16 protein-coding genes and 1 tRNA gene are annotated in these 21,928 nt (G+C 59.8%); 9 read left to right on the top strand and 8 right to left on the bottom strand.

Annotated elements, in window-relative coordinates:
- Nucleotides 1–2 precede the first annotated feature (2 nt).
- Nucleotides 3–1,799, top strand: a complete 1,797-nt coding sequence (gene ggt, locus ACWNRM_RS06045; RefSeq protein ID WP_485169946.1) for a gamma-glutamyltransferase — start codon at nucleotides 3–5, stop codon at nucleotides 1,797–1,799.
- 84 nt (nucleotides 1,800–1,883) lie between these two features.
- Here the strand turns inward: ggt and ACWNRM_RS06040 are convergent, their stop codons facing one another.
- Genes ACWNRM_RS06040 through ACWNRM_RS06030 form a run of 3 tightly spaced genes read right to left on the bottom strand, consistent with a single transcriptional unit; the run spans nucleotide 1,884 to nucleotide 4,429 of the window.
- Nucleotides 1,884–2,738, bottom strand: a complete 855-nt coding sequence (locus ACWNRM_RS06040) for a hypothetical protein (protein WP_485169947.1) — start codon at nucleotides 2,736–2,738, stop codon at nucleotides 1,884–1,886.
- Nucleotides 2,735–3,742, bottom strand: coding sequence for a ferritin-like domain-containing protein (locus ACWNRM_RS06035; protein WP_485169948.1), 1,008 nt, complete (start codon nucleotides 3,740–3,742; stop codon nucleotides 2,735–2,737). Before ACWNRM_RS06035 ends, ACWNRM_RS06040 begins: the two co-directional genes overlap by 4 nt.
- Before the next feature lie 18 nt (nucleotides 3,743–3,760).
- Nucleotides 3,761–4,429, bottom strand: a complete 669-nt coding sequence (locus ACWNRM_RS06030) for an ATP-dependent Clp protease proteolytic subunit (protein ID WP_166929247.1) — start codon at nucleotides 4,427–4,429, stop codon at nucleotides 3,761–3,763.
- A 220-nt stretch (nucleotides 4,430–4,649) separates the two neighbouring features.
- On the opposite strand from ACWNRM_RS06030, the gene ACWNRM_RS06025 reads away from it, so the two are divergent.
- The 6 genes from ACWNRM_RS06025 to ACWNRM_RS06000 all read left to right on the top strand — a co-directional run bounded on the left by ACWNRM_RS06025 (nucleotide 4,650) and on the right by ACWNRM_RS06000 (nucleotide 11,233).
- Nucleotides 4,650–5,588, top strand: coding sequence for a hypothetical protein (locus ACWNRM_RS06025; RefSeq protein ID WP_485169949.1), 939 nt, complete (start codon nucleotides 4,650–4,652; stop codon nucleotides 5,586–5,588).
- Nucleotides 5,589–5,687: 99 nt separating this feature from the next.
- Nucleotides 5,688–6,893 carry an LL-diaminopimelate aminotransferase gene (locus ACWNRM_RS06020; RefSeq protein ID WP_062163717.1) on the top strand — a complete coding sequence of 402 codons (1,206 nt, stop codon included), beginning with the start codon at nucleotides 5,688–5,690 and terminating at the stop codon, nucleotides 6,891–6,893.
- The gene (locus ACWNRM_RS06015; protein ID WP_485169950.1) at nucleotides 6,890–8,203 is read left to right on the top strand and encodes a homoserine dehydrogenase; all 1,314 of its coding nucleotides are present in this window, start codon (nucleotides 6,890–6,892) and stop codon (nucleotides 8,201–8,203) included. The genes ACWNRM_RS06020 and ACWNRM_RS06015 overlap by 4 nt, the downstream gene beginning before the upstream one ends.
- A gap of 84 nt (nucleotides 8,204–8,287) precedes the next feature.
- Nucleotides 8,288–9,280 (top strand): class II fructose-bisphosphatase, encoded by a 993-nt coding sequence (gene glpX, locus ACWNRM_RS06010; RefSeq protein WP_485169951.1) that lies wholly within the window; start codon nucleotides 8,288–8,290, stop codon nucleotides 9,278–9,280.
- Nucleotides 9,281–9,301: 21 nt separating this feature from the next.
- Complete coding sequence (recJ, locus tag ACWNRM_RS06005; RefSeq protein WP_485169952.1) at nucleotides 9,302–11,110, top strand: single-stranded-DNA-specific exonuclease RecJ; 1,809 nt, start codon at nucleotides 9,302–9,304, stop codon at nucleotides 11,108–11,110.
- Between the two features lie 47 nt (nucleotides 11,111–11,157).
- Nucleotides 11,158–11,233, top strand: a tRNA-Glu gene (locus tag ACWNRM_RS06000).
- Nucleotides 11,234–11,593: 360 nt separating this feature from the next.
- Here the strand turns inward: ACWNRM_RS06000 and ACWNRM_RS05995 are convergent.
- From ACWNRM_RS05995 to aptA, 5 genes are read right to left on the bottom strand one after another with little or no spacing between them, the layout of a single operon-like run.
- Entirely contained in the window at nucleotides 11,594–12,850 is a 1,257-nt protein-coding gene (locus ACWNRM_RS05995) for an NAD(P)/FAD-dependent oxidoreductase (RefSeq protein WP_485169953.1), read from the bottom strand.
- A 24-nt stretch (nucleotides 12,851–12,874) separates the two neighbouring features.
- Nucleotides 12,875–14,302 (bottom strand): aldehyde dehydrogenase family protein, encoded by a 1,428-nt coding sequence (locus tag ACWNRM_RS05990; protein ID WP_485169954.1) that lies wholly within the window; start codon nucleotides 14,300–14,302, stop codon nucleotides 12,875–12,877.
- Nucleotides 14,303–14,353: 51 nt separating this feature from the next.
- Nucleotides 14,354–15,679 carry an amino acid permease gene (locus ACWNRM_RS05985; RefSeq protein WP_485169955.1) on the bottom strand — a complete coding sequence of 442 codons (1,326 nt, stop codon included), beginning with the start codon at nucleotides 15,677–15,679 and terminating at the stop codon, nucleotides 14,354–14,356.
- Between the two features lie 59 nt (nucleotides 15,680–15,738).
- A complete protein-coding gene (locus ACWNRM_RS05980; protein WP_485169956.1) occupies nucleotides 15,739–16,146 on the bottom strand; it encodes a tautomerase family protein in 408 nt (135 codons plus the stop codon).
- A 25-nt stretch (nucleotides 16,147–16,171) separates the two neighbouring features.
- Nucleotides 16,172–17,527, bottom strand: coding sequence for an omega-aminotransferase AptA (aptA, locus tag ACWNRM_RS05975; protein ID WP_485169957.1), 1,356 nt, complete (start codon nucleotides 17,525–17,527; stop codon nucleotides 16,172–16,174).
- Between the two features lie 233 nt (nucleotides 17,528–17,760).
- Here aptA and ACWNRM_RS05970 point away from each other — a divergent pair, with 233 nt between their 5' ends.
- The gene (locus tag ACWNRM_RS05970; RefSeq protein ID WP_485169958.1) at nucleotides 17,761–19,176 is read left to right on the top strand and encodes an aminotransferase-like domain-containing protein; all 1,416 of its coding nucleotides are present in this window, start codon (nucleotides 17,761–17,763) and stop codon (nucleotides 19,174–19,176) included.
- Between the two features lie 502 nt (nucleotides 19,177–19,678).
- Nucleotides 19,679–21,862 carry a TonB-dependent receptor gene (locus tag ACWNRM_RS05965; protein ID WP_485169959.1) on the top strand — a complete coding sequence of 728 codons (2,184 nt, stop codon included), beginning with the start codon at nucleotides 19,679–19,681 and terminating at the stop codon, nucleotides 21,860–21,862.
- Nucleotides 21,863–21,928: the final 66 nt, after the last annotated feature.

The following is a 21,928-nucleotide window of genomic DNA, read 5'->3' as shown; positions in this document are numbered from 1 at the left end:
TTATGTCTTTCCCTGCCTCAACGCCAAGCCGCTGGCGTCAGCTTCTGTCTGCCTCCGCCCTGTCCTGTGTCGTCACGCTCTCGGCCTTCGGCTCTGCCCAGGCAGCCCCGGGTGGCGACGCGCTCAATTTTGGGGGCGCCGCGACCAGCCGCCCCCCTATTCCCTCGACGCAGGGCGCGCATGGGATGGTGGTCTCGGCGCAGCATCTGGCATCCGATGTTGGCGCAAAGATCCTGCATGACGGGGGGAATGCTGTCGATGCGGCTGTTGCAGTAGGCTATGCGCTGGCTGTGGTCTATCCGGCCGCAGGCAATATTGGTGGCGGTGGGTTCATGACCCTGCATACACCGGATGGCAAAGCCTTTTTCATCGATTTTCGCGAACATGCTCCGCTTGCCGCCACCGAGACGATGTATCAGGACAAGGACGGCAAGATCATCAAGGGGCTCTCGACCATCGGATGGAAATCGGTGGGCGTGCCCGGCACGGTGGCCGGGCTCGATCTCGCGCTGAAACGCTGGGGTCATCTGACAAGGGCTCAGGTCATGGCACCCGCCATCGCTCTGGCCGGTAAAGGCTACATGCTCGAAGAGAATGACGTTCACCTGCTGAACACCTCGACCAAGGCCTTCATCAACGATCCCTACGCCTCAAAAATCTTTCTGCGCACCGATCGCAAGCCTTTCATGACTGGCGAGCGCTTCAGACAGACCGACCTTGCCCGCTCGCTGCAGGCCATTGCCGACAAGGGGCCGGACGTCTTTTATCGTGGCTGGATTGCTGAAGAAACGGTGCGTGTCAGCAAGGCGAATGGTGGCCTGCTGACCATGGCCGATTTCGCCGCCTACAAGCCACGCATCATGGCGCCCATACGGTGCAGTTATCGCGGCTATCAGATTGATACCGCCCCCCCGCCGAGTGGCGGCGGTGTGGCATTGTGCGAAATGCTCAATATCCTGTCAGGCTACGACCTCAAATCCGAAGGGCTCTACAGTGCGCGCTCGACACATCAGGAAATCGAGGCGATGCGTCACACCTACTCCGACCGGCGCGATCTGGGCGATCCGGCTTTCGTCAGAAACCCTGTGGCGCATCTGATCGACCCGGCTTATGCCGCAAAAATCCGCGCCGCCATTCCGGCCGAAGACGCGGTGCCTTCTGTCAGCCTCGTGGCGGGCGACCCCCAGCCTGAAAAGCGGGAAACCACGCAATATTCGATCATGGATCATTCAGGCTACGCTGTCTCGGTCACCTATACGCTCAATGGCTGGTTCGGGGCGAAGGTCATGGCAGGCAGCGCTGGTTATTTTCTGAATGACGAGATGGATGATTTTTCGTCCAAACCCGGTGAGCCGAACATGTTCGGCATTGTCGGCAGCAAGGCCAATGCGATTGCTCCCGGCAAGACGCCGCTCTCTTCCATGTCGCCCACCATTCTCTCCAGAAATGGCAAGGCCATCATGGCCATTGGCAGCCCGGGCGGCTCACGCATTCCCACCATCACCCTTGCGACGATTCTGGGGGTGGTCGATTACGGCATGACCATTCAGGAAGCGGTCGACATGCCCCGCATTCACGAACAATGGCAGCCTGAAGCCGTCGAGATCGAACCCGGTGCTCTGTCGGAACCCGTCATCGCCACCCTGCGGGCTCATGGCTATACGATTGAAACGCATCAGCCCTGGGGCTCAGCTGAGGGCGTTCTTGCTGGCGGTGCAAAGCTGGGATCGCATCCCGACGGGCAATTCTACGGCGGCTATGATCGTCGTCATGCAGGCGGTGGTGCGACAGGAGAATAAACGGGGCGCCCCTTCCCTCCCGTATTCAGGGTTTCCGAAGGGCGACCGCCCTTTGGCGGGGAATGGGGCAGAGCCCCATGCCTGTCAGCGCGTTGTCAGACCACGTCCTTTATCCCACAGGCGCAACCCGCGCAAAGCCAGGTCGGCAATACCGGGCAGCAAGCGAGGCTGCATGAGACCGGGATCGAACGCCGTCATGCGACGGGCATTTTCGCGGTAGCAATCCTCGACGAAGCCGCGAAAGGAAAAGCCATCGAGAAAGAGATTGGTCTGGGTGACAGCAAAATCCCGCCCGTCATTGGGCTCCTGCCCGCGTTTCACCATTCCAAGCAGGCGGCTCAGGGCGCGGACATAGAAACGCAGCGATTTGATCGAACGCCTGGTCCGCCCGAGACCGCGGCGCTTTTCTCTCCAGGCCATATAGTTGATGAAGAAAACGATATGACGTGTCTCTTCAAACATCAGGATGTCGAAGATCTCGAACATCTTTTCAGGCAGAAACTGTGACTGACGAGCGCTCTTGAAGGCGCCAAAGCCGAGAAAGGCGTCGAGACACTCACCAAAACCGAAATCGATGAAGGCTTTCTCAAGATCGGCAGGGAATTTCTCAAGTGGCTGCTCGCGCGCGTCCAGACCATATCGCTCGATCATGACGCGGATAAGAGCGGCGTGGCGGGCCTCTTCATAGCCCTGGAGACGTACCGCCTCCTTGACCTCGGGATCGATGATCTGGGGAGTAAAGGCATCGACAATCGCGCCGGCCCGGCGCTCGGTGTGATACACCTCCTGCCAGAACGGTACGGCGCGGAGCCGGGTCAGTTCCTCCTCTGTCAGCTCGGGCCACGGCAGGGTTTCCGGGTCGAAAACCTGATGCGTGTCGATAAACTGCTGACAGAAGTAATGCTTGTGGGCTTCTGACCCCGGCTCAATCACACTCATGCAGGCGCGTGCTGCTCCTTATGCCCGAGGCGGGCGCGTACGGCCCCCGATGCTTTTCCCCACAGACGATAGGCAGCCAGCCCGGTCCTGACGAGTGTCGGTGTCGTAGTGGGACGCAGCAGGCGGTGGTCGTAACCGGAGAAGCGGCGGTCATTTTCATCAAGGCAGAGCTGCATCAACTCGGGCACCTTGATGTCCATGTCCGTCATGTCCTTGGCACCGGTCACCGTGAAATTGTTGTCCTGCGTGTGCTCGTTGCCCTCGGCATCGATCGAACGGGCCAGATCCATGCGCTCATAGGCGAGGAACGCCCAGACACCCAGAACACGCGCTTCAAAAACAGGGCGCTTCCACCACGGCATGGTGGCGCGATGCCAGGCCAGCCAGTTGGCGAAAAGCAGGATATGACGGCACTCTTCCTGCATCACAGGCTCGAACGTCTCGATCAGTTCCATGGGGAACAGACCGGCACGCTCGGCAAGGGCAAACAGACCGAAGGCAAAGAAGCTGTCCACACATTCCGAGAAACCGGTCACCAAATACGCCCACTCGGTGTCTTTCGGCTCGATATAGGGCGGCTCGGGGGCCATTGGGATGTTGTAGGCTTCAACAAGCTTGGAGAGCACCTCCTTGTGGCGGTTCTCCTCCCAGGCATTGCGACGCAGGGCATCCTTCATGTCGGGATCATCGATCATGTCGGCATAGGCCGCCATGCGCAGACGTGCCTTGCCTTCGGTCTGCACAGCGATATCCCAGATCGGCAGCGAGGTGATGCGATGCAGAGTCTGCGGGTCGAGCTTGGGCCACTCGATGACCGAAGGCTTGTAAGGGTTGAAAGTCTCCCTGAACATGTCGGCCACGGCGCGCTTGTGTTCCTCGGTACCCGGCTTGAGCGGGCCGGGAATGGCGCTGCTCCAGTGACGGGCTTCGAAATCGGCCTTGGCCAAGGTCTTGTCTGACGGCGCATCGGGAAGATGGCTGTAGAGTTGTTCAAGACGTGACATGAGAGAGACTTCCTCTTCTTATTCCTTGATATCGCTCATTTTATTGATGACTCGCGAGACGAGACCATACGCAATGGCCTCTTCTGCCGACATCCAGTGATTGCGATCCGTGTCCTTGGCGATCTTCTCGTAGGACTGACCGGTTTCACGAGCAAACAGTCGGTTCAGGCGCTCGCGCATCTTGATGATCTCGCGGGCCTCGATGTCGATATCGGTTGCCGGGCCACGAACACCGCCCATCGGCTGATGCAGCAGAAAGCGGGTATTGGGCAGACACAGACGACGCTCGGGGCGACCTGCGGCAAAAATCAGCGCGCCAGCCGATGCCACCCAGCCCGTGCCGATCATGTTCACGGGAGCGATGGAGTCCACAAAGCGGATCATGTCATGAATGGTGTCACCGCTCTCGACATGGCCACCCGGTGAGTTGACGTAGATATCGATCGGCTTGTCCGAAGCCCCGGCCAGCGCGAGCAGACGACCTGTGACATCACGGGCCACCTTGTCGTTGATGCCGCCGAAGATCAGCACCTTGCGCTGCTCGAACAGCTTGCCCTCGATTTCGGTACCGGGGGCCTTTTCTGCGGGCTCCTTGGTCTCCGGAGAGTCGGGGTTCTGTGTATCGGGATCTTCATCATCGAGACGTGGTGCGATACGGAAGATGTCCTGAGGCGTCGTGCCACGCATTATGGTGTTCCTATGTCCATACAGCCTGTTCATCCCTTCTATGTTGCGCTTGATGGGCGGCCCTCACAAGAGCCCCGCCGATTTTTGCTCGGGATCAGGCATCTCGCCACGAAGGGCGGGAACGGTTAGGGTGTTATGAGCGCGGTGAACCCGGACAAGAAATTCATAAGGTCGATCGGAAGAAATGCAGAAAACAGGCTGGCTGCACAAAGGCCTTGTCATGACAGGCATAGCGTCGCTCACGATGCCCCTGGCCGCCTGCGGTCACAGAGACGCCGTCGATACGGTCGGTAACTGGTATCATCAGTACCAGGGCGGCGAGATTGCCAAGCAGCGCCCCCCGGCACCGGGCGCTCACGGCAACTACCCCCGTGTCGGGCTGACCCCGACCGCCCAGGTCGATCTGCCCAGTGCCCCGGCCCGACAGGCCCTTACGGACAAGCTGACGCTCCAGCGCAATCTCAGCCAGCATCTGGCCGTGGCTGACGGCCCACTCATCATCCCAGCGCCGCCGCCACCGCCGCAACCCAAGTCGCACCCTGCGGGCGATGACAGTGGATCATCAATGAGCGTCGTGGCGCCCGGCCAGACACCGCCAGCGACGCCTGCGCCTGCCTCAGCATCGACACCGGCACCAGCACCGGCTGTCAAACCGGCAGCGAAGAAGGCTGCGCCCGCCGAAACAGCGCCGCCCGAGGCCGCCCTGCCTGAAGTCACACGCTTTGCACCCCCGCCGATCAAACCGGGCGAGCTGCCGCAAATCGGTGATCTGCCGCCCCAGGCGCCACGTTTTCCCGGCTTCGATATCCCGCGCGATGCCGCCCTGCCGGACATTGCACCGCCCTCCTATGATCTGACCGAGCCCCATGGCACGCTGATCCGCTTCAAGCAGGCGTCCGACCAGATCGCGAATGGCCAGGACGGCACGATCGGCAAATTCCTGGGCACACGCGGTCCTCATGACCTGGTCTATGTGAAGGGTTTTGGCGAAATCACGTCATTCCGCCCTGAAGAGCAGGTTATTGGCATCAAGCTCGGCCTGCTGCGCGCGCGCGTGGTGGCACAGACCCTGATTCTGCACGGCGTCCCCGCATCGGATATCCGTCTGAGCGCCGGTGCGCTGGGGCGTGGCGCGAGAATTGACCGCTCGCCTTACTGAGGACGGTTCACCCGGTTCTGGAAACAGGTTAGTGAAGATTGTCGGAGTCGCCCTGACTCCGGTAATTTTATTTCAACCCTGTGCCCCCGAGCCGAAAAAATGACCGAAGAGTTTCACCGTATCCGTCGCCTGCCGCCCTACGTCTTTGCCGAGGTAAACAAGGCCAAGGCCGCGGCCCGAGCGCATGGTGAAGACATCATCGATCTGGGCATGGGCAACCCCGACAGCCCCACACCGCCCCATATCGTCAAGAAGCTTGTCGAGACCGTGGCCGACCCGCGCAGCCATCGCTACTCGGTCAGCCGCGGTATTCCCGGGCTGCGCCGCGCCCTGGCAGGGTATTACGAGCGCCGCTTCGGTGTGGATCTGAACCCCGAGACCGAAGTCATCGCGACCCTGGGCTCGAAGGAAGGTCTGGCCAATCTGTCCTCGGCCATTACCAGCCCCGGCGACACGATTCTGGTGCCAAATCCATCCTACCCCATTCATCAGTTCGGCTTCATCATTGCGGGCGCTTCGGTACGCTCCATTCCCGCCACGCCGGATGAGGACATGCTGCGCGCGCTTGAGCGGGCGGTGCGCCATTCCGTCCCCAAGCCGACCGCGCTCATCGTGAATTTTCCGTCCAACCCGACGGCGTTCACGGCATCGCTTGATTTCTACAAGGAGCTGGTCGCTTTCGCCCGTCGCGAACAGATCTGGATCCTGTCCGATCTGGCCTATTGCGAAATCTATTTCGGCGACGAGCCGCCACCGTCGATCCTGCAGGTGCCGGGCGCGAAGGACATCGCGGTCGAGTTCACCTCACTGTCCAAGACCTATTCCATGGCCGGCTGGCGCATGGGCTTCGCCGCAGGCAACCCGCATCTGATCCAGGCCCTCACACGCATCAAGTCCTATCTCGATTACGGCGCCTTCACCCCCATTCAGGTGGCGGCTGTCGCGGCCCTGAGCGGCCCGCAGGATTGCGTGGCTGAAATTCGGGACATGTATCGCGAACGTCGCGACGTGCTGATCCGCGGGCTGCATGCTGCGGGCTGGGACGTCCCCTCTCCCCAGGGCTCGATGTTCGCCTGGGCGCCTATCCCGGAGCGCTTCGCCGAAATGGGCAGCGTCGATTTCAGCAAGCTGTTGCTGAAAGAGGCCGGTGTGGCCGTGGCCCCGGGTCTGGGCTTTGGTGAATATGGCGAAGGCTTCGTTCGTATCGGTCTTGTCGAGAACACGCAGCGCCTGCGTCAGGCTACGCGTGCCATCAAGACCTTCCTCAACAAACACGGCGTCAAACAGGCAGAGGCAGTTTCGTGAACGGTCAAACACTTCATCTTGGTATTGCTGGTCTTGGCACGGTCGGGGCTGGCGTGGTGCGCCTTCTGCGTGAGAATGCCCAGGCCATTACTGCCCGTGCCGGACGGACCATCGAGGTGGTCGCCGTCTCGGCCCGCGATCGCACCCGCGACCGTGGCGTCGATCTTGCCGGCCTGATCTGGCATGATGACCCCATTGCGCTGGCCAGCGACCCGAAGGTCGATGTGGTGCTGGAACTGATTGGCGGCGCAGAGGGCTCAGCCCGTACGCTGGTCGAAACCGCCCTGAAGGCTGGCAAGCCGGTCGTGACCGCCAACAAGGCCCTGCTTGCCATTCATGGCGCGGCCCTGGCCACGCTGGCACGCGAGAACAACACCTCCCTGTTATTCGAGGCCTCGGTGGCAGGCGGCATCCCGGCCATCAAGCTCGTGCGTGAGGGGCTGGCGGCCGATAATCTGGTGCGTGTTGGCGGCATCCTGAACGGCACCTGCAATTACATCCTGACCGCCATGCGCGAATCGGGCCGCGATTTCGGCGATATCCTCGCCGAGGCGCAGGCCCTTGGATATGCCGAAGCGGACCCGTCCACCGATGTCGATGGCTGGGACGCCGCCCACAAGCTCGCCATACTTGCCGGCCTTGCCTTTGGTCAACCGGTGCGGTTCGACAGCCTGCATGTCGAGGGCATTCGCAACATCGCCGCGTGCGATCAGGCCTTTGCCCGTGAGATGGGCTATCGCATCAAGCTGCTGGGCAGCGCGCGCCGTGACGAACAGGGCACCATCGAGGCCTCCATGCGCCCGTGCATGGTGCCGCAATCCGCTCCGATCGCGAATGTGGACGGCGTTTTCAATGCGGTCCTGACCGAAGGCGCCTTCAGCGGTCCGATGCTGATTGAAGGCCGTGGTGCGGGTGCAGGACCGACCGCCAGCGCCGTGGTAGCCGATGTGATCGATCTTGCCCGCGGAACAGCCCTGCCCGTATGGGGAATGGACCCACGGCCCGAAATCGCCTGCGCCCCGCGTGAAAACCTGGCCGGGCAATATTATCTGCGCCTCTTTGTGCAGGATCGCCCCGGCGTAGTGGCCGATATCACAGCCGCTCTGCGCGACTACGGCGTATCCCTGCGGGCCCTCTCGCAACATGCGGCGGAAGAGGCTGAAAAAGGGGCCTCTTCACAGACGGTTGTTCCGCTGGCGCTTGTCACACATGAAACCAGCGAGGCGGCCATGCTTTCCGTCCTCACGGCCCTCGAGCCCCTGGAAACTGTCGTTGGCACACCGCTGCTCATGAAAATCGAGACTGTGTGATGTGGCAAAGGCGGCACATCCCGGCATAACAGGGCGTGTCGCAATTCCGGCACAGCTGGATAGAGTACAGATAGGATATACCGGATGCCTTTCTCTCCTAAGTATAAAGTGACGGATCGCAACCTCGCGCTCGAGCTCGTGCGCGTGACTGAAGCTGCGGCCATCTCGTCATCGGCCTGGACTGGCCGTGGGGAAAAGAACGAGGCTGACGGTGCAGCCGTCCAGGCCATGCGGGCCGCCTTCGACACCGTCGCGATCGAGGGTACGGTCGTGATCGGCGAGGGCGAGATGGACGAAGCCCCGATGCTCTATATCGGCGAAAAGGTGGGTGCCGGTGGTCCCAAGATGGACATCGCCGTCGATCCGCTCGAGGGCACCAATCTCTGCGCCAAGGACATGCCGAACGCCATGACGATGGTGGCGCTGGCCGAGAGCGGCAATTTCCTCCATGCGCCTGACATCTACATGCAGAAGCTGGTGGTGGGCCCGAACCTGCCGGACGATCTGATCGATATCGACGCCCCGATCGAGACCACGCTGCGTGACCTTGCCAAGGCCAAGGGTAAGGATATCTCCTCGCTCACCATGTGTGCGCTTGACCGTGAGCGTCATGAGGAGCTGATTGCCCGCGCCCGTGAAGCTGGCGCGCGCGTCATGCTGCTGACCGATGGCGACGTTGCTGCCGCCATCGCAGCCTGCATGGATGAAAGCCGCGTGGACATCTATGCGGGTTCGGGTGGCGCGCCTGAAGGTGTTCTGGCTGCTGCAGCCGTGCGCTGCGTGGGTGGCCAGATGCAGGGCCGCCTGATGTTCGAGGATGAAAGCCAGATCGAGCGTGCCCGCTCGATGGATCCGGGCAATGACCCGACCCGCAAGCTCGGACTGCATGACATGGCCCGTGGCGACGTGCTGTTCTCGGCCACCGGTGTCACGACCGGAACATTGCTGCGCGGTGTGCGCTTCTATGGCCCGACCATTGCCCGCACCCACTCCATTGTCATGCGCTCCAAGTCAGCCACGGTGCGCTTCATCGAGGGGCGGCACAATTTCACTACCAAGACGTGGGCAGCGCACTGATCCCACCCTATAAAGGAGCGTATGTCTGACGCTCCCACGATCATCGCTTTGCCAGAACCGGTTCTTTCTGTCCATGAAAGTGGCAGTCAGCGTTCCTGGGTCTGGCGCGATGACAGGTTGGCCAGCGGTGATGGTCGCATCGCCCTGGCCATCGCGCAACGCGCCGCCATTCCAGAATTACTGGCTCGCATCCTGCACAGCCGCGGGGTCGATGCTGCCCGTGTTCCCGCTTTTCTTGACCCGAAACTGCGTGACTGGTTGCCAGACCCATCCTGCCTGACAGGCATGAATGACGCAGCCCTGCGCCTGGCCAATGCCGTCAGGGCGGGGGAGACCATTGGCGTCTTTGGCGATTACGATGTCGACGGCGCCTGTGGCACCACCCTTCTTACCGAGACGTTTCGCGAGTTGGGATGCCCGGTCTTTTTCCATATTCCCGACCGGCAGAAGGAAGGTTATGGCCCCAACGGGCCAGCTCTCGAAGGCCTGCGCGCCAAAGGGGCGAGCCTGCTCATCTGTGTCGATTGCGGGACGGCCGCCGTTGATCTGCTCACCAGCCTCAAACCGGGTGGTGATATCATTGTGCTGGACCATCACAAGCCAGACGGGGCCATTCTACCTGACTGTCTGGTGGTCAACCCCAACCGCCTCGACTGCGAGTCGGGGTTGGGACATCTCTGCGCCACGAGCGTCGCCTTCCTTACGCTGATTGCAACCTGCCGGACGTTGCGCGCGTCGGGCTGGTTTGACGCGCATGAGGAGCCTGCCCTGCTGCGCAAGCTCGATCTGGTGGCACTGGCCACAATCTGCGATGTGATGCCCCTGCGCGACCTCAACCGCGCTTTCGTTGCCCAGGGCCTGCGCGTGATGGGCCGTGGCGAGCGGCTGGGCCTGTCCACCCTGGCCTCCGTGGCGGGGGTGAAAGAAACAGCCAGCGCCATGGCCTGTGGCTTTGCCATCGGGCCACGAATCAATGCAGGCGGCCGTATTGCGCAGGCCGAACTCGGGGTAAAACTGCTCCTGAGCGATGATGCGTTCGAGGCCCGTGCGCTGGCCGAAAAACTCGACGAAATCAACCGGCAGCGCCAGACTGTCGAGGCGGATATCCTCAACGACGCCTATGCTCAGGCCGAAGCGCAGCTTGAGGGGGGTCACGCGGCCTTGTTCCTGCATGGCGAGGACTGGCACCCGGGTGTCGTGGGTATCGTCGCCAGTCGTGTCCGTGAGCGTTGCAACAGGCCTGTGCTTGTTGGCGCCCTTCAGGATGGCAGGATCAAGGGCTCTGCCCGCTCTGTGCCGGGCATCGACCTTGGCGCAGCTGTAATCAATGCCTGCCAGTCAGGGTTGTTGCTTACCGGCGGCGGTCACGCCATGGCGGCCGGGTTCTCCCTCGACGCAACAAAGGCGGCTGAATTTCACCAATTCCTCGACGAGGCGCTTGCCCCGGCCAGACTCCGCCCGCGCCACGATGCATTATGCATAGACGGCATACTGACCCTTCGTGGAGCAACGACAGAAATTGCGGCACAGCTAGCACGCCTCGGCCCCTTCGGAGCTGGCCATGAAGAGCCGGTCATTGCCATAAGCCGTGTGCGTGCCGTCAAGACCGAGCGTATCGGGCGCGATGGCAACACGCTGCGTGTCATCCTGCAGGGCGAGGATGGCGGCAGGCTGCGTGGTCTGGTCTTTCGCGCCGCAGACAAGGCTTTCGCCGCCCTGCTGGAAGACCGGGCCATGCCGGTGCTTCACGTGGCGGGGCAACTACGCTGCGAGCAGTGGAACGGTCAGGATATGCTGAGCTTTTTTATTTTGGACGCTGCCACGATTTAGGGTTGACCCCCATCCGGGGGTGGGATAATCAGCCGCTCACGCCTCCAGTCCCGTTCGTCTAGAGGCCTAGGACACCGCCCTTTCACGGCGGTAACACGGGTTCGAATCCCGTACGGGACACCACGGCACTGACCGCAATTCTCTGCGGTACCTAGCCGGACAAAGGCAAAACCTCATTTTCCAGATTATCGGTACCGAGCCAGTCCTGAGCTAATCAGGATGATACGGCTGTCCGTTATCAAGGTTTCGCGTAAGCGCTTCGTCAAGTGGTGGCATTGCTCTGGCGGCAGGCAAGACGCTTCATAAACGGCACCACCCCGCTGAACAGGGGCAGATACCTGCATCAGTCGTGGCGACGCTCAAATGCAGGACAGATAAACGCACTGCATATCAAATCAGGCAACCATCGATCACCCGAGACCCGTCATGCCTGAAACATGACAGGATACATACGCGAGGTCGCGATTTTCGCCTGGAATCCTGTCAGGACCCGAAGCGATCCTTGATGCGCCCCCTCATGATGCCGGCCACCACCCCCGCTTTCCAGGCGAAGTGCAGCGGAATGGGTTTGATAAGCGTTTCAGGAAAAAGCGAAACCCCGCCCTGGGCCATCTCGGCAAGGTTCTGCCCCATGAGCGTCGCCATAGCGATGCCGCGGCCGTTATAGCCCAGACAGGCCAGCAACCCCGGCTCGGGTCGGTGCAGATGGGGATAATGATCAAGGGTCAACGCAAGTTGGCCGTTCCACCCAGCGTCCCATTCCAGTTTTTCAAGCTCAGGCCATAATCGTCGCGCACGGGCAATGAGATAGGGAAACGCCTCTGCCCCTTCGAGATCACGCGAGGCAGAGCGCCCGCCCATCAGCAGGCGACCTTCGTCATCAATGCGATAATAGGTGGTGATTTCGCCAAGCTCATAAAGCGATTCACGCTGCGGCAGAATTTTTTCGCGTAGCGCTATTGGTAGCGGCGCGCTGGCAACGATAGCGCTGTAAACCGGCACGATAGAGCGGCGCAACGCATCGAGCAGAGAGCCCGAATAACCATTTGTCGCCAAAATCACCTGCTGCGCGTGTACCCAGCCCCCGGAGGTTCCGACGCACCACCCGTCTCCGGAGCGTCGGAGCATTGTGACGGCCGACCGGTCATGCAGCCTTGCCCCGACTTGCATGGCTGCGCGTGCCAGGCCGCACGTATAGGCAAACGGGTCAAGCTGGCCGCCACGACGATCCAGCATCCCCCCATGATAGAGGCTGGTGCCGCTACGCGCCGTAATGGCCCCTTTTGTCAAAATCTCTACCGGATTGCCCATCGCCACGCATTGCCGTGCAAGCGTTTCGAGCGGGACCATCTGCCCTTCGGCCGTAGCCGCCCGGATCGTCCCGCTGCGCAGGGCGTCACAGGCAATATCATGCCGAGCGACAAGGTCGAAAACGAGATCCGGCGCGGCCCAGGCCCGCTTTGCCAGAACCGCCCCACGTTCGGGGCCGAAATCCCGCAAAACCTGTGCGGGCGTTGTCTTGAGGCCAGGGTTGACCTGCCCTCCGTTGCGGCCTGACGCCCCCCAGCCTGGCTCATGCGTATCGAGAACGACCACATCGTGCCCGGCCTCTGACAGATGGAGTGCCGCAGAAAGCCCCGTCAGACCGGCGCCGATAACGACAATCTGCGCTCTTGCCTCCCCGGTCAGAGGAACAAGCCCGAGAGAGGCTTTCTTGCGAGCGTAGAGACTGGGATTCATGCGATCTCCCCTGCGCGCGGCGCTTCAGCCGCCGTAACCGATCAGAGCCCGTATTTCCAGGAAATCATGCAATCCCCATTTCGAGCATTCACGGCCATTGCCTGACTGACCGAACCCCCCAAAGGGCGCAGCTACCGTCCAGTCAGCACCGTTGATGTTCACATTGCCTGCGCGCAGACGCCGCGCCACCTTGCGCGCGTGAGCGAGATCGCCTGACTGCACATAGGCGGAGAGGCCATAAGGTGTGTCGTTGGCTATATGGATTGCGTCTTCTTCATCATCATAGGCGATGATCGACAAAACGGGGCCGAAAATCTCTTCACGCGCGATGGTCATGTCGGTCGTGACATGGCCGAAGATCGTCGGCTGAACGTAATAGCCGATCTCGAGCCCCTTGGGTTTGCCTGCGCCGCCCACAACCAGCGTCGCCCCTTCCTCGATCCCTTTAGTAATGAGAGCCTGGATACGTCCATATTGCACTTCACTCACGACAGGTCCGAGCTGGGTCTCTTCATCGCCAGGATTGCCCACACGCAGGCTGGCGACGGTCTGTGCGGCGAGAGCCATCGCGTCTTCCATACGGGCGCGGGGCACAAGCATGCGGGTAGGCGCATCACAGGACTGGCCGGAATTGCTCAGACAGCCGCGCACGCCGCGCTGGACGGCTTCGGCAAAATCGGCATCGGGCAGGATGATATTGGCCGATTTGCCTCCCAGTTCCTGATGCACGCGCTTGACCGTATCGGCAGCCAGCTTGGCGACTGCAGCCCCCGCCCTTGTCGACCCTGTGATCGAGATCATTGCGATATCGGGATGGGCCGCCAGTGTCGCGCCGACGCCTGGACCATCGCCATTGATCATATTGAAGACACCTGCCGGCACACCGGCCTCATGCAGGATCTCGGCGAAAACCAGCGCGCTCAGGGGCGCGACCTCGCTGGGCTTGAGAACCATGCTGCAGCCTGCCGCCAGCGCCGGGGCGACCTTGCACATGATCTGGTTCATCGGCCAGTTCCATGGCGTAATCAACCCGCAGACGCCTACGGCCTCACGCGTGATATAGACATCCCCCTCCGGTCCCTCGAATGAGAAATCGCGCAGAACCGCGATCATCTCCTCCAGATGCGCCAGACCTGCCCAGCTCTGGCTGTCGCGCGCCCTTGCAATGGGTGACCCCATCTCGAGCGAAATGGCCTGAGCCATGTCCTCGCTGCGTCGCTTGTAAATGGCGAGTACACGTTCCAGCAAAGCCAGACGCTCTTCACGGCTCGAAACAGACCATGTTGGGAAAGCCGCCGTTGCCGCCGCAACAGCGCGCTCGACATCAACCTCGTCTCCCAGCGCAATCTGTGCGCAGGGCTGCTCAATGGCTGGGTTGATGACGTCGATCCGTGCCGTGCCATGCGGCTGGATCCACTGACCATTGATATAGAATTCGAGAGCGTGGGACATAAGAGAGCGTGATCCTGAAAGCGGAAAAGCAAGAGGCAGAAACGAAAGGGATTATTCCCCTGGACGGGAAAGCGAGCAGACCCGCCGAGGAGCCTTGCCCATGAACTGGCGCAGCAGGGCAACGCTTCCCATGAGCATCATGGTGACGGTACTGAGAGCGAGTTCGTGTCGGGTATGGGCGACAAGTGCCATTGCCACCAGAGCGCCCATAAGCAGCACGAGCGTCAGAAGCGGCATGAAGCCCATGCCGCACAGACGTATGCGCGTCAGCACGATCAGCGCATTGTGGAAAATGATCAGCGCGCCAGTGGCACTGAGCAGAAAGGCAAAAACGGCATTGGGTGAGGCAATCGCCACGGCGGAAATGGCAAGGGCGGCGGCAGCGCTGAACAGCACGGCAATACGCGGCGCCTGTGTGCGCGGGTCGACACGCATGAAATGACGGGGGGCATCATCGACATCGGCCAGCTCGAACAGAACCCGCGACGTTGCGTAGAGCCCTGAATTGAGAGTGGAGAGCATGGCCGAGACAATTACGATTTCCATCGCAGCGCTCGCAAAAGGCACATGCAATCGGTTGAGCACCAGCAGAAAAGGCGACTCACCCGGGACAACCTGCGACCAAGGTACCAGACAGAGAATAAGAGCGACGGAACAAAGATAAAAACCGACAACCCGAAGGGCAACGGCGCGCGTAGCCCTGGCAATATTACGATCAGGCGCATCGGACTCGAGCGCTGCAATTGTCACTACCTCACTACCGGACATCGAAAAGATAATGGCAGGAATGACCGCAAGCAACGCCATCCAGCCATGCGGCACGACGCCACCGGCCAGAATGGCCGAATGTGGTGGACTGTTGCCATGAAGAAGGGCCCCAAGGCCAATCGCGATGAACACGGCAATTGCCGCGATCTTGAGCATGGCAAACCAGTATTCAAGCTCACCATAAGCTTGCACCGCCAGCAGATTGGCTGCCGTCATGGTCCCAAGAATAATCACCTCGACCAGAGCGAAAGGCAGATGCACAAGCGGCGCCAGCAGCGCGGCAGCAGCCATGATCTCGATCGCAAGCGTCGTGACCCAGACGAGCCAGTAGGTCCAGCCGGTCATGAAACCTGCATGCCCCCCAAGGGCATGACGGATCTGATTAACGAAAGACCCATGACCTGGCGCCCGCATGGCAATATCTCGCAACATCAGATTGACCAGAAAGGTCATGAGCCCCGCCAGAGCGTAAGAAAGCAACGCGCCCGGCCCCGCCACGGATATCGGCGTCGAGGCACCTATGAAAAATCCTGCGCCAACCACGCCCCCAATGGAGATCATGGCAATATGGCGCGGTCGAAGACTGCTGGCGAGCGCGTTTTCCGTCATGCAAGATCCTTTGAAGCGGCCTGCGAAAGAACCCTATATCTTGAACGTTCCGATATCGATCAGGATTCAGATGGCAGGGGAAGCTCACCAGTCAGAAACTGGGCACGACCGTGACCAAACGACCAGTGGGCATCTCCATTTTCAACAACCGAAATCATGACATCGGAAGGGAGAATGCCACAATCCCTTTGGAGATTATTCGTGAGAAGTCGGTAAAATTTTGCGACGGAATCAGCCCCTCTCGGACGACTGAACATCTGCAGTAGCACCATGGATTCTGTGCGCGGAATATTGAGACCAGTGTCCTCGACAATCATGTGGCTAGGCTTGTGTTCCGTTACAATTTGATAACGATCTCTGCGCGGAACTTCAAAGGCCTCAAGCATGGCTTCGTGTGCCGAATCCAGAATCTCCCGGATCTGCTCCGGGGTGCGGCCTTCGATGAGATGAAAATGCAGTAGGGGCATGTTTTTTCCTGAAAAATGTGGATCGTCAGCGTGTGACGGTTTCGATAAGGCGCCCGAGTGTCGCCCCCATGTCACGCAGTTCCTCAGATGTCACAATGAAAGGCGGTGCAAGAGAGACCGTGTCACCCGTACAGCGCAGAAGCAGCCCGTGGCTGAGGCCGAGCTCGAACAGCTTCAGCCCCCGCGCGCCGGGGGCAATCGGGTCGGGTTCCAGATCGATGGCTGCCGCCAGGCCGATATTGCGGATATCGGTGATTCCCGGCGCATGATCGAGCTTGTGAACTGTTTCCTGCAGCACAGTCTCCAGAGAAATAACACGCTCGAACATGTTTTCTTCCTCCATGATATCGAGCACGGCATTGCCGACAGCCGCCGCCAGAGGGTGCCCCGAATAGGTATAGCCATGCGCGAATTCGATGGTATTTTCAGGCCCGGTCATGAACGTCTCGTAGATATCGCTGCGTACGAGAACGCCCCCCATGGGAACGACACCATTCGTGACAGCCTTGGCAAAGGTGATCATGTCGGGAACAACATCAAATCGCTGCGCGGCGAATGGCGTACCAAGGCGACCAAACCCGGTAATGACCTCATCGAAAATCAGGAGAATTCCGTGCTCCGTGCATAGTTCACGCAGGCGGCGCAGATAGCCGACTGGCGGCACGATCACCCCGGTGGAGCCCTGCACCGGCTCGACGATGACAGCAGCAATCGTGCTGGCGTCGTGCAGCGCGATCAGACGGCCAAGATCATCTGCCAGATCGGCGCCTGCCGCAGGCTGACCGTGCGAAAACGCCGCTGTATCAGGCGCATGGGTGTGGCGCATATGATCGACACCATTCAGCATGCCCGCCGCAAACATCCGGCGATTGGGTACAATGCCTCCTACAGAGAGCCCACCAAAACCAACCCCATGATAGCCCCGCTCGCGCCCGATCATGCGAAACCTGCCGCCTTCGCCGCGCAGACGATGATAACCAAGGGCGATTTTCAGCGCCGTATCCACCGCCTCAGATCCGGAATTGGTAAAGAATACATGCTCCAGACCATCCGGTGCCATCCCGACGACCCTGTCAGCCAGCCTGACTGTGACCGGATTCGTCAACTGGAAGCCTGTGCAATAATCCAGCGTGTCAGCTTGGGTTTTCAGCGCCTCGACAATGCGTGGATGAGCATGACCGAGCGGCGTGCACCACAGACCGGATAACGTATCCAGAAGCGAAATACCCGCATGCGTCTCAACGTATCCGCCTTTGGCGGAGACAATCAGCCGTGAAGCCGGGTCCTGCCTCACGCGGCGATTAGCCGTGAAAGGCATCCAGTATGTCCCGGCGGCAAGGCTGCGAACACAGTCGAAATCGGCAGGCGGAGGAGAGGCCATAAGGCGGCTTTCAGGTCATGCTGATCCGGAGGACGGCAAAGATGCTGGCCCCATCGGCACCAATCGGGAGGTCCGCACTATTCCAATTGCGAAACAAGCTTGTCTATATACAGTTGCAAAGCCTCTGCATGGATCTGTATTGGTCACCAGACCGATACAGGACGTCGCGCCCCTATGGCATCTGTTGCAGGCACGCGCAGCAGCACGGCTCTTACCGGCGGAATGATGAAACGATGATCACGCTTGACCATGACGCCACCACGCCGCTCGTCGCCCAGATCGTGGCGGAAATTCGCATGCGCATTCGGGCGGGGACATGGCCGGATGGCATGAAACTTCCCTCCATCAGAAAGCTTGCCACCGCCTGTCTGGTTAGTCCTCTAACCGTCTCCAACGCGTATAACCGCCTTGTGGCGGAAGGATTGTTGCAGGCACGTCCGGCGAGCGGCTATTTCGTTACCTACGAACCGACTATGCCTGCACGACAGGAGGAGACAGAGGCACCACGCCCATCTGTCGATTCCCTCTGGCTGCTGCAGCGCGCTTATGAGGGTGATTCTCGACAGATCCAGGCAGGATGTGGCTGGCTTCCTGAATCCTGCCTGTATGGTAGCGGTGTGCGGTATGCACTCAACAGCCTCGGGCGTCGGCCCGAACTGCTCGGTCTGGGTTATGGCAACCCTTACGGCCATGACGGATTGCGCGAACAGATTGCGCTCAGCCTTGCCAGACAGGGCATTGCCTGTGCTCGCGGCGGGATCATCCTGACTCACGGTGCCAGTCAGGCTCTTGAACTGACGATACGCTGCCTGACACGACACGGCGATACAATTCTTGTGGAAGACCCCGGTTACTGCAATCTCTTCCCCGCATTACGGGCCCTGGGGCTGCATCTGTGTGGCGTGCCGCGGCTCAAGGATGGCCCATGCCTCGAAAGCCTTTCAAGGCTGATACGTGAAAAACAGCCAAAGGCCTTCATCATCAACACCCGCCTGCATAATCCGACTGGCACATCCTGTTCGGCGCCCGTGCTGTACAAGGTGCTCCGTATTACTGAGTCGGCGGGCGTTACCCTGATTGAAGATGACATCTTCGGCGACCTCGCCCCGGAATCCAGCCCGACGCTCGCCTATCTTGGTCAGCTTGAACAGGTGATACGGATCAGCAGTTTTTCAAAAACCATCTCCCCCGGATTGCGTGTGGGCTATGTGGCGTCCAACCCTGCGATGGCACGCGATATTCTCAAGCTGAAAATGGCCAGCAGTCTGACCAGCACTTACATGTCGGAAGCCATCGTCCATCACAGCCTTGCTGATGGTCGCTATCGGCTTCATCTGACGCGGCTCAGAGAGAAGTTGACTCATTTGCAGGACAAGGCGATCAAACGCTTTGCCCGATGTGGCCTGGTTCCGTTCTGCAAGCCTGAAGGCGGCATGTTTCTCTGGATGCGATTCGCACAGGAGCACGACGTGCTGCAACTCACCCGCGACGCAGCCCAGGCCAATCTCCTGCTTGCACCGGGAGGCTATTTCTCACCGGATAATGCGCCGTCTCCCTGGTTACGCTTCAATACGACGCAATGCGAAAGACTCGAACTCTTCGCCTTTCTCAACCAGTGGAGAACCTCGAACCGCCTACCCGTCGCCTGATGTCGAAAGGCTTTCTGTCCCCTAAAAGCCTGCTTTCTATTATTCCCACAAAAACGTTGCACGTTCGATTTTATGCACATAGAGTTTGACAAAGGATGACGACCTCGCCCGACCTGCGCTTTGGCACACGTCAGGCGCTGTCCGCATCTTCAAGAAAATTGTGCTCTGACATTGCACAGCGCCCCAGGGAATCCGTTTGGGGACTGAGATGAGTGGCATCGCTCACATTGTTACGAACGCCAAACGAGATGGAACGGTTATGATCGAATTCACCCGCCCCACCCGCTTTGATCCACGATGTCGTGTTCAGCCCCTCTCTTTTCGCGTTCTGCTTTGTGCCTCCGCGCTGTTTATTGTTTTCCCTCGATCAGGACAGGCAGCCGCCCCAAACAAGGCCCATCACAAGGTAAACTCTGTCGCGTCACACAGCGCAACTGGCTCAAGACTGACCCGCCAGAAAAAACACGCCTCGTCTGTTGCTCGCGCTGGGGGCAACGAAACAATGGTTGTCAGCGCCAGCCGCACGGCTTCGCGTGGTGCCGACAATGTCATATCCAAAGCCGTCATGGCTCAGTTCACGCCCGGCACCAGTGTCCTCAAGGCAGTTGACCGTCTTCCCGGCGTGAGCTTCAGTTCCACCGATCCGCTGGGCATCGATACATGGGGATCGAGCATCTATGTGCGCGGCTTTTTCATGGATCAGCTGGGCGTCACGCTGGATGGTATTCCGCTCAATGACCAGACCTATGAAAGCAATAATGGTCTGAATGTCATTCAGGCCTCGATTTCGGATGATATCGAGCGCTCTGTGCTCTCCGAAGGCCCGGGCGGCGTCGATGTCCCCTCGACCTCTACGCTTGGTGGCACGCTGCAATTCGAAACCAGCGACCCCAAGGACAAGATGGGCGGGAAGATCTCGCAGGGCTTTGGCACATACAGCTCCTATCGCACCTACATACGCGGTGATTCCGGCGTTCTGAATCCAAGCGGCACCAAGGCTTTCGTCGCCTATTCGCGCAGTGAGGAAGGCAAATGGATGGGTGGTGGCACCCAGTTCCAGCAGCAGGTCGATGCCAAGGTTGTGCAACCTGTCGGCCATGACAGCGTGATCAAGGCCTTCTTCAACTGGAGCGACCTGCAGGAATGGGGCTATCAGGACACGTCTTTGGCCATGATCGACGCGCTTGGCTGGCGCGTACCGCATCTTTATCCGAATTACGCTCTGGCTACCGCCTATGCCTCCGGCGCCGTTTCACTGCCGACCTCGGCCGCGATCCAGGCCAATGGTGACGAGCCCTATCTCTATGACGGTGGCCAGGCGGAAGTCGATTACACCGGCGGTCTGAACATGGATCTGGCGCTGACAGATCACCTGCGCTGGAAATCGACGCTCTATGGCACCAGCCAGACAGGTTATTATACCTATGCCGATTACAGCACCCCGTCCGCCGGAACAGGGGCTCCGTTCTCGGAGGAAGTCTGGCAGACAAGGCAGGAGCGTTACGGCTTTACCACCGCCCTGAATTACCGCATCGCACATCACACGATCGATACGGGTGTCTGGTTTGAAAACAACAATCAGCAGGCCGACCTGTTCTGGTACAACGAGCCCCTTCTCGGCACCGGATCACCGCTGAAAACAGTCGGCCCCTACGACACCTATGGCCCGGCCTTTCTTCAGGGCTATGGCTTCATGTGGCATACCAACACGTTCACCTATCATCTTGAGGATACCTGGCGACCGCTCGATAATCTGCGCCTGACGGCCGGATTCAAATCCATGCTCTCCACTACGGCTGGTGGCGCCAATTACAATAATCCGGATTATACCGGCGCCGACGCACTGCCCAATGGCAGCATGACCGCCTCGTCGGCCTTTCTGCCCCATGTGGGCGGCAGCTGGCATTTTCTGCCGCATCATGAGTTCTATTTCGACCTCGCAGAAAACATGCGCAGCTATCAGGTATTGCCCAATGGTGTAGGCAATGCGCTGTGGTCGGTGCAGGATCAAGCGACCTTTGACCAGCTACGCAAGACCGTCAAACCCGAGCGCGACTGGGTCTACGCTGTTGGCTATCGCTATACCGACAAATATCTGCAGGCCAGCCTGGCCGGATATCACGCCGATGCCAGTCACAGATTGCAGGCTGCCACGGAAGGCACGATTACCAATCCGGTATCAAGCGTCGCGCAGACAAGTGTTCATACCAATGGCGTGGATGCCGCCCTGACCCTTACGCCGATCAAGGGTCTCGCCCTTTATAACAGCGTGAGCTACAATCACTCGACCTATGGTGGCAACATCACGACGGCAGATGGTATTTATTACACCAAGGGCAAGAAGGTCGTGAACTATCCGCAGTTCATGTACAAGGCCAATCTTTCCTATCGCTGGAAAGGCCTCGAAACGCATTTCGATGTCCATTACTACTCAAAACGTTACTTCAGCTATACCAACGACACCTCTGTCGGCGGTTACTGGCTGACCAGTGCCGGTGCCCGATACAATGTCGGCAATTACGGTTTCGCGAAAAACATCACCATCGATTTCAACGTCTACAACCTGCTAAACTCGAAATATATCTCGATGATGGGCGAAAACGGCAATCCGATTTCTGGCGATTACCAGTCGCTCGAACGCGGTTCGCCACGACAGTTTTTCGGCACGGTCAGCACCGAATTCTGATCAGGCTTTCTCCTCCGCCGGTGAGGCCGTGCAAAGGCACCCAGCCCCGGCGGCAATTCCCTTTTC

This window comes from Asaia sp. A2, from assembly GCF_057319415.1.
This window is presented reverse-complemented; position numbering and strand designations above follow the sequence as displayed.

Excerpts from the sequence above, each read along its gene's own strand:
- ggt (WP_485169946.1), top strand. The coding sequence starts at position 3 with ATGTCTTTCCCTGCCTCAACGCCAAGCCGCTGGCGTCAGCTTCTGTCT.
- ACWNRM_RS06040 (WP_485169947.1), bottom strand. The coding sequence starts at position 2,738 with ATGAGTGTGATTGAGCCGGGGTCAGAAGCCCACAAGCATTACTTCTGT.
- ACWNRM_RS06035 (WP_485169948.1), bottom strand. The coding sequence starts at position 3,742 with ATGTCACGTCTTGAACAACTCTACAGCCATCTTCCCGATGCGCCGTCA.
- ACWNRM_RS06030 (WP_166929247.1), bottom strand. The coding sequence starts at position 4,429 with ATGCGTGGCACGACGCCTCAGGACATCTTCCGTATCGCACCACGTCTC.
- ACWNRM_RS06025 (WP_485169949.1), top strand. The coding sequence starts at position 4,650 with ATGACAGGCATAGCGTCGCTCACGATGCCCCTGGCCGCCTGCGGTCAC.
- ACWNRM_RS06020 (WP_062163717.1), top strand. The coding sequence starts at position 5,688 with ATGACCGAAGAGTTTCACCGTATCCGTCGCCTGCCGCCCTACGTCTTT.
- glpX (WP_485169951.1), top strand. The coding sequence starts at position 8,288 with ATGCCTTTCTCTCCTAAGTATAAAGTGACGGATCGCAACCTCGCGCTC.
- recJ (WP_485169952.1), top strand. The coding sequence starts at position 9,302 with ATGTCTGACGCTCCCACGATCATCGCTTTGCCAGAACCGGTTCTTTCT.
- ACWNRM_RS05995 (WP_485169953.1), bottom strand. The coding sequence starts at position 12,850 with ATGAATCCCAGTCTCTACGCTCGCAAGAAAGCCTCTCTCGGGCTTGTT.
- ACWNRM_RS05990 (WP_485169954.1), bottom strand. The coding sequence starts at position 14,302 with ATGTCCCACGCTCTCGAATTCTATATCAATGGTCAGTGGATCCAGCCG.
- ACWNRM_RS05985 (WP_485169955.1), bottom strand. The coding sequence starts at position 15,679 with ATGACGGAAAACGCGCTCGCCAGCAGTCTTCGACCGCGCCATATTGCC.
- ACWNRM_RS05980 (WP_485169956.1), bottom strand. The coding sequence starts at position 16,146 with ATGCCCCTACTGCATTTTCATCTCATCGAAGGCCGCACCCCGGAGCAG.
- aptA (WP_485169957.1), bottom strand. The coding sequence starts at position 17,527 with ATGGCCTCTCCTCCGCCTGCCGATTTCGACTGTGTTCGCAGCCTTGCC.
- ACWNRM_RS05970 (WP_485169958.1), top strand. The coding sequence starts at position 17,761 with ATGATCACGCTTGACCATGACGCCACCACGCCGCTCGTCGCCCAGATC.
- ACWNRM_RS05965 (WP_485169959.1), top strand. The coding sequence starts at position 19,679 with ATGGTTGTCAGCGCCAGCCGCACGGCTTCGCGTGGTGCCGACAATGTC.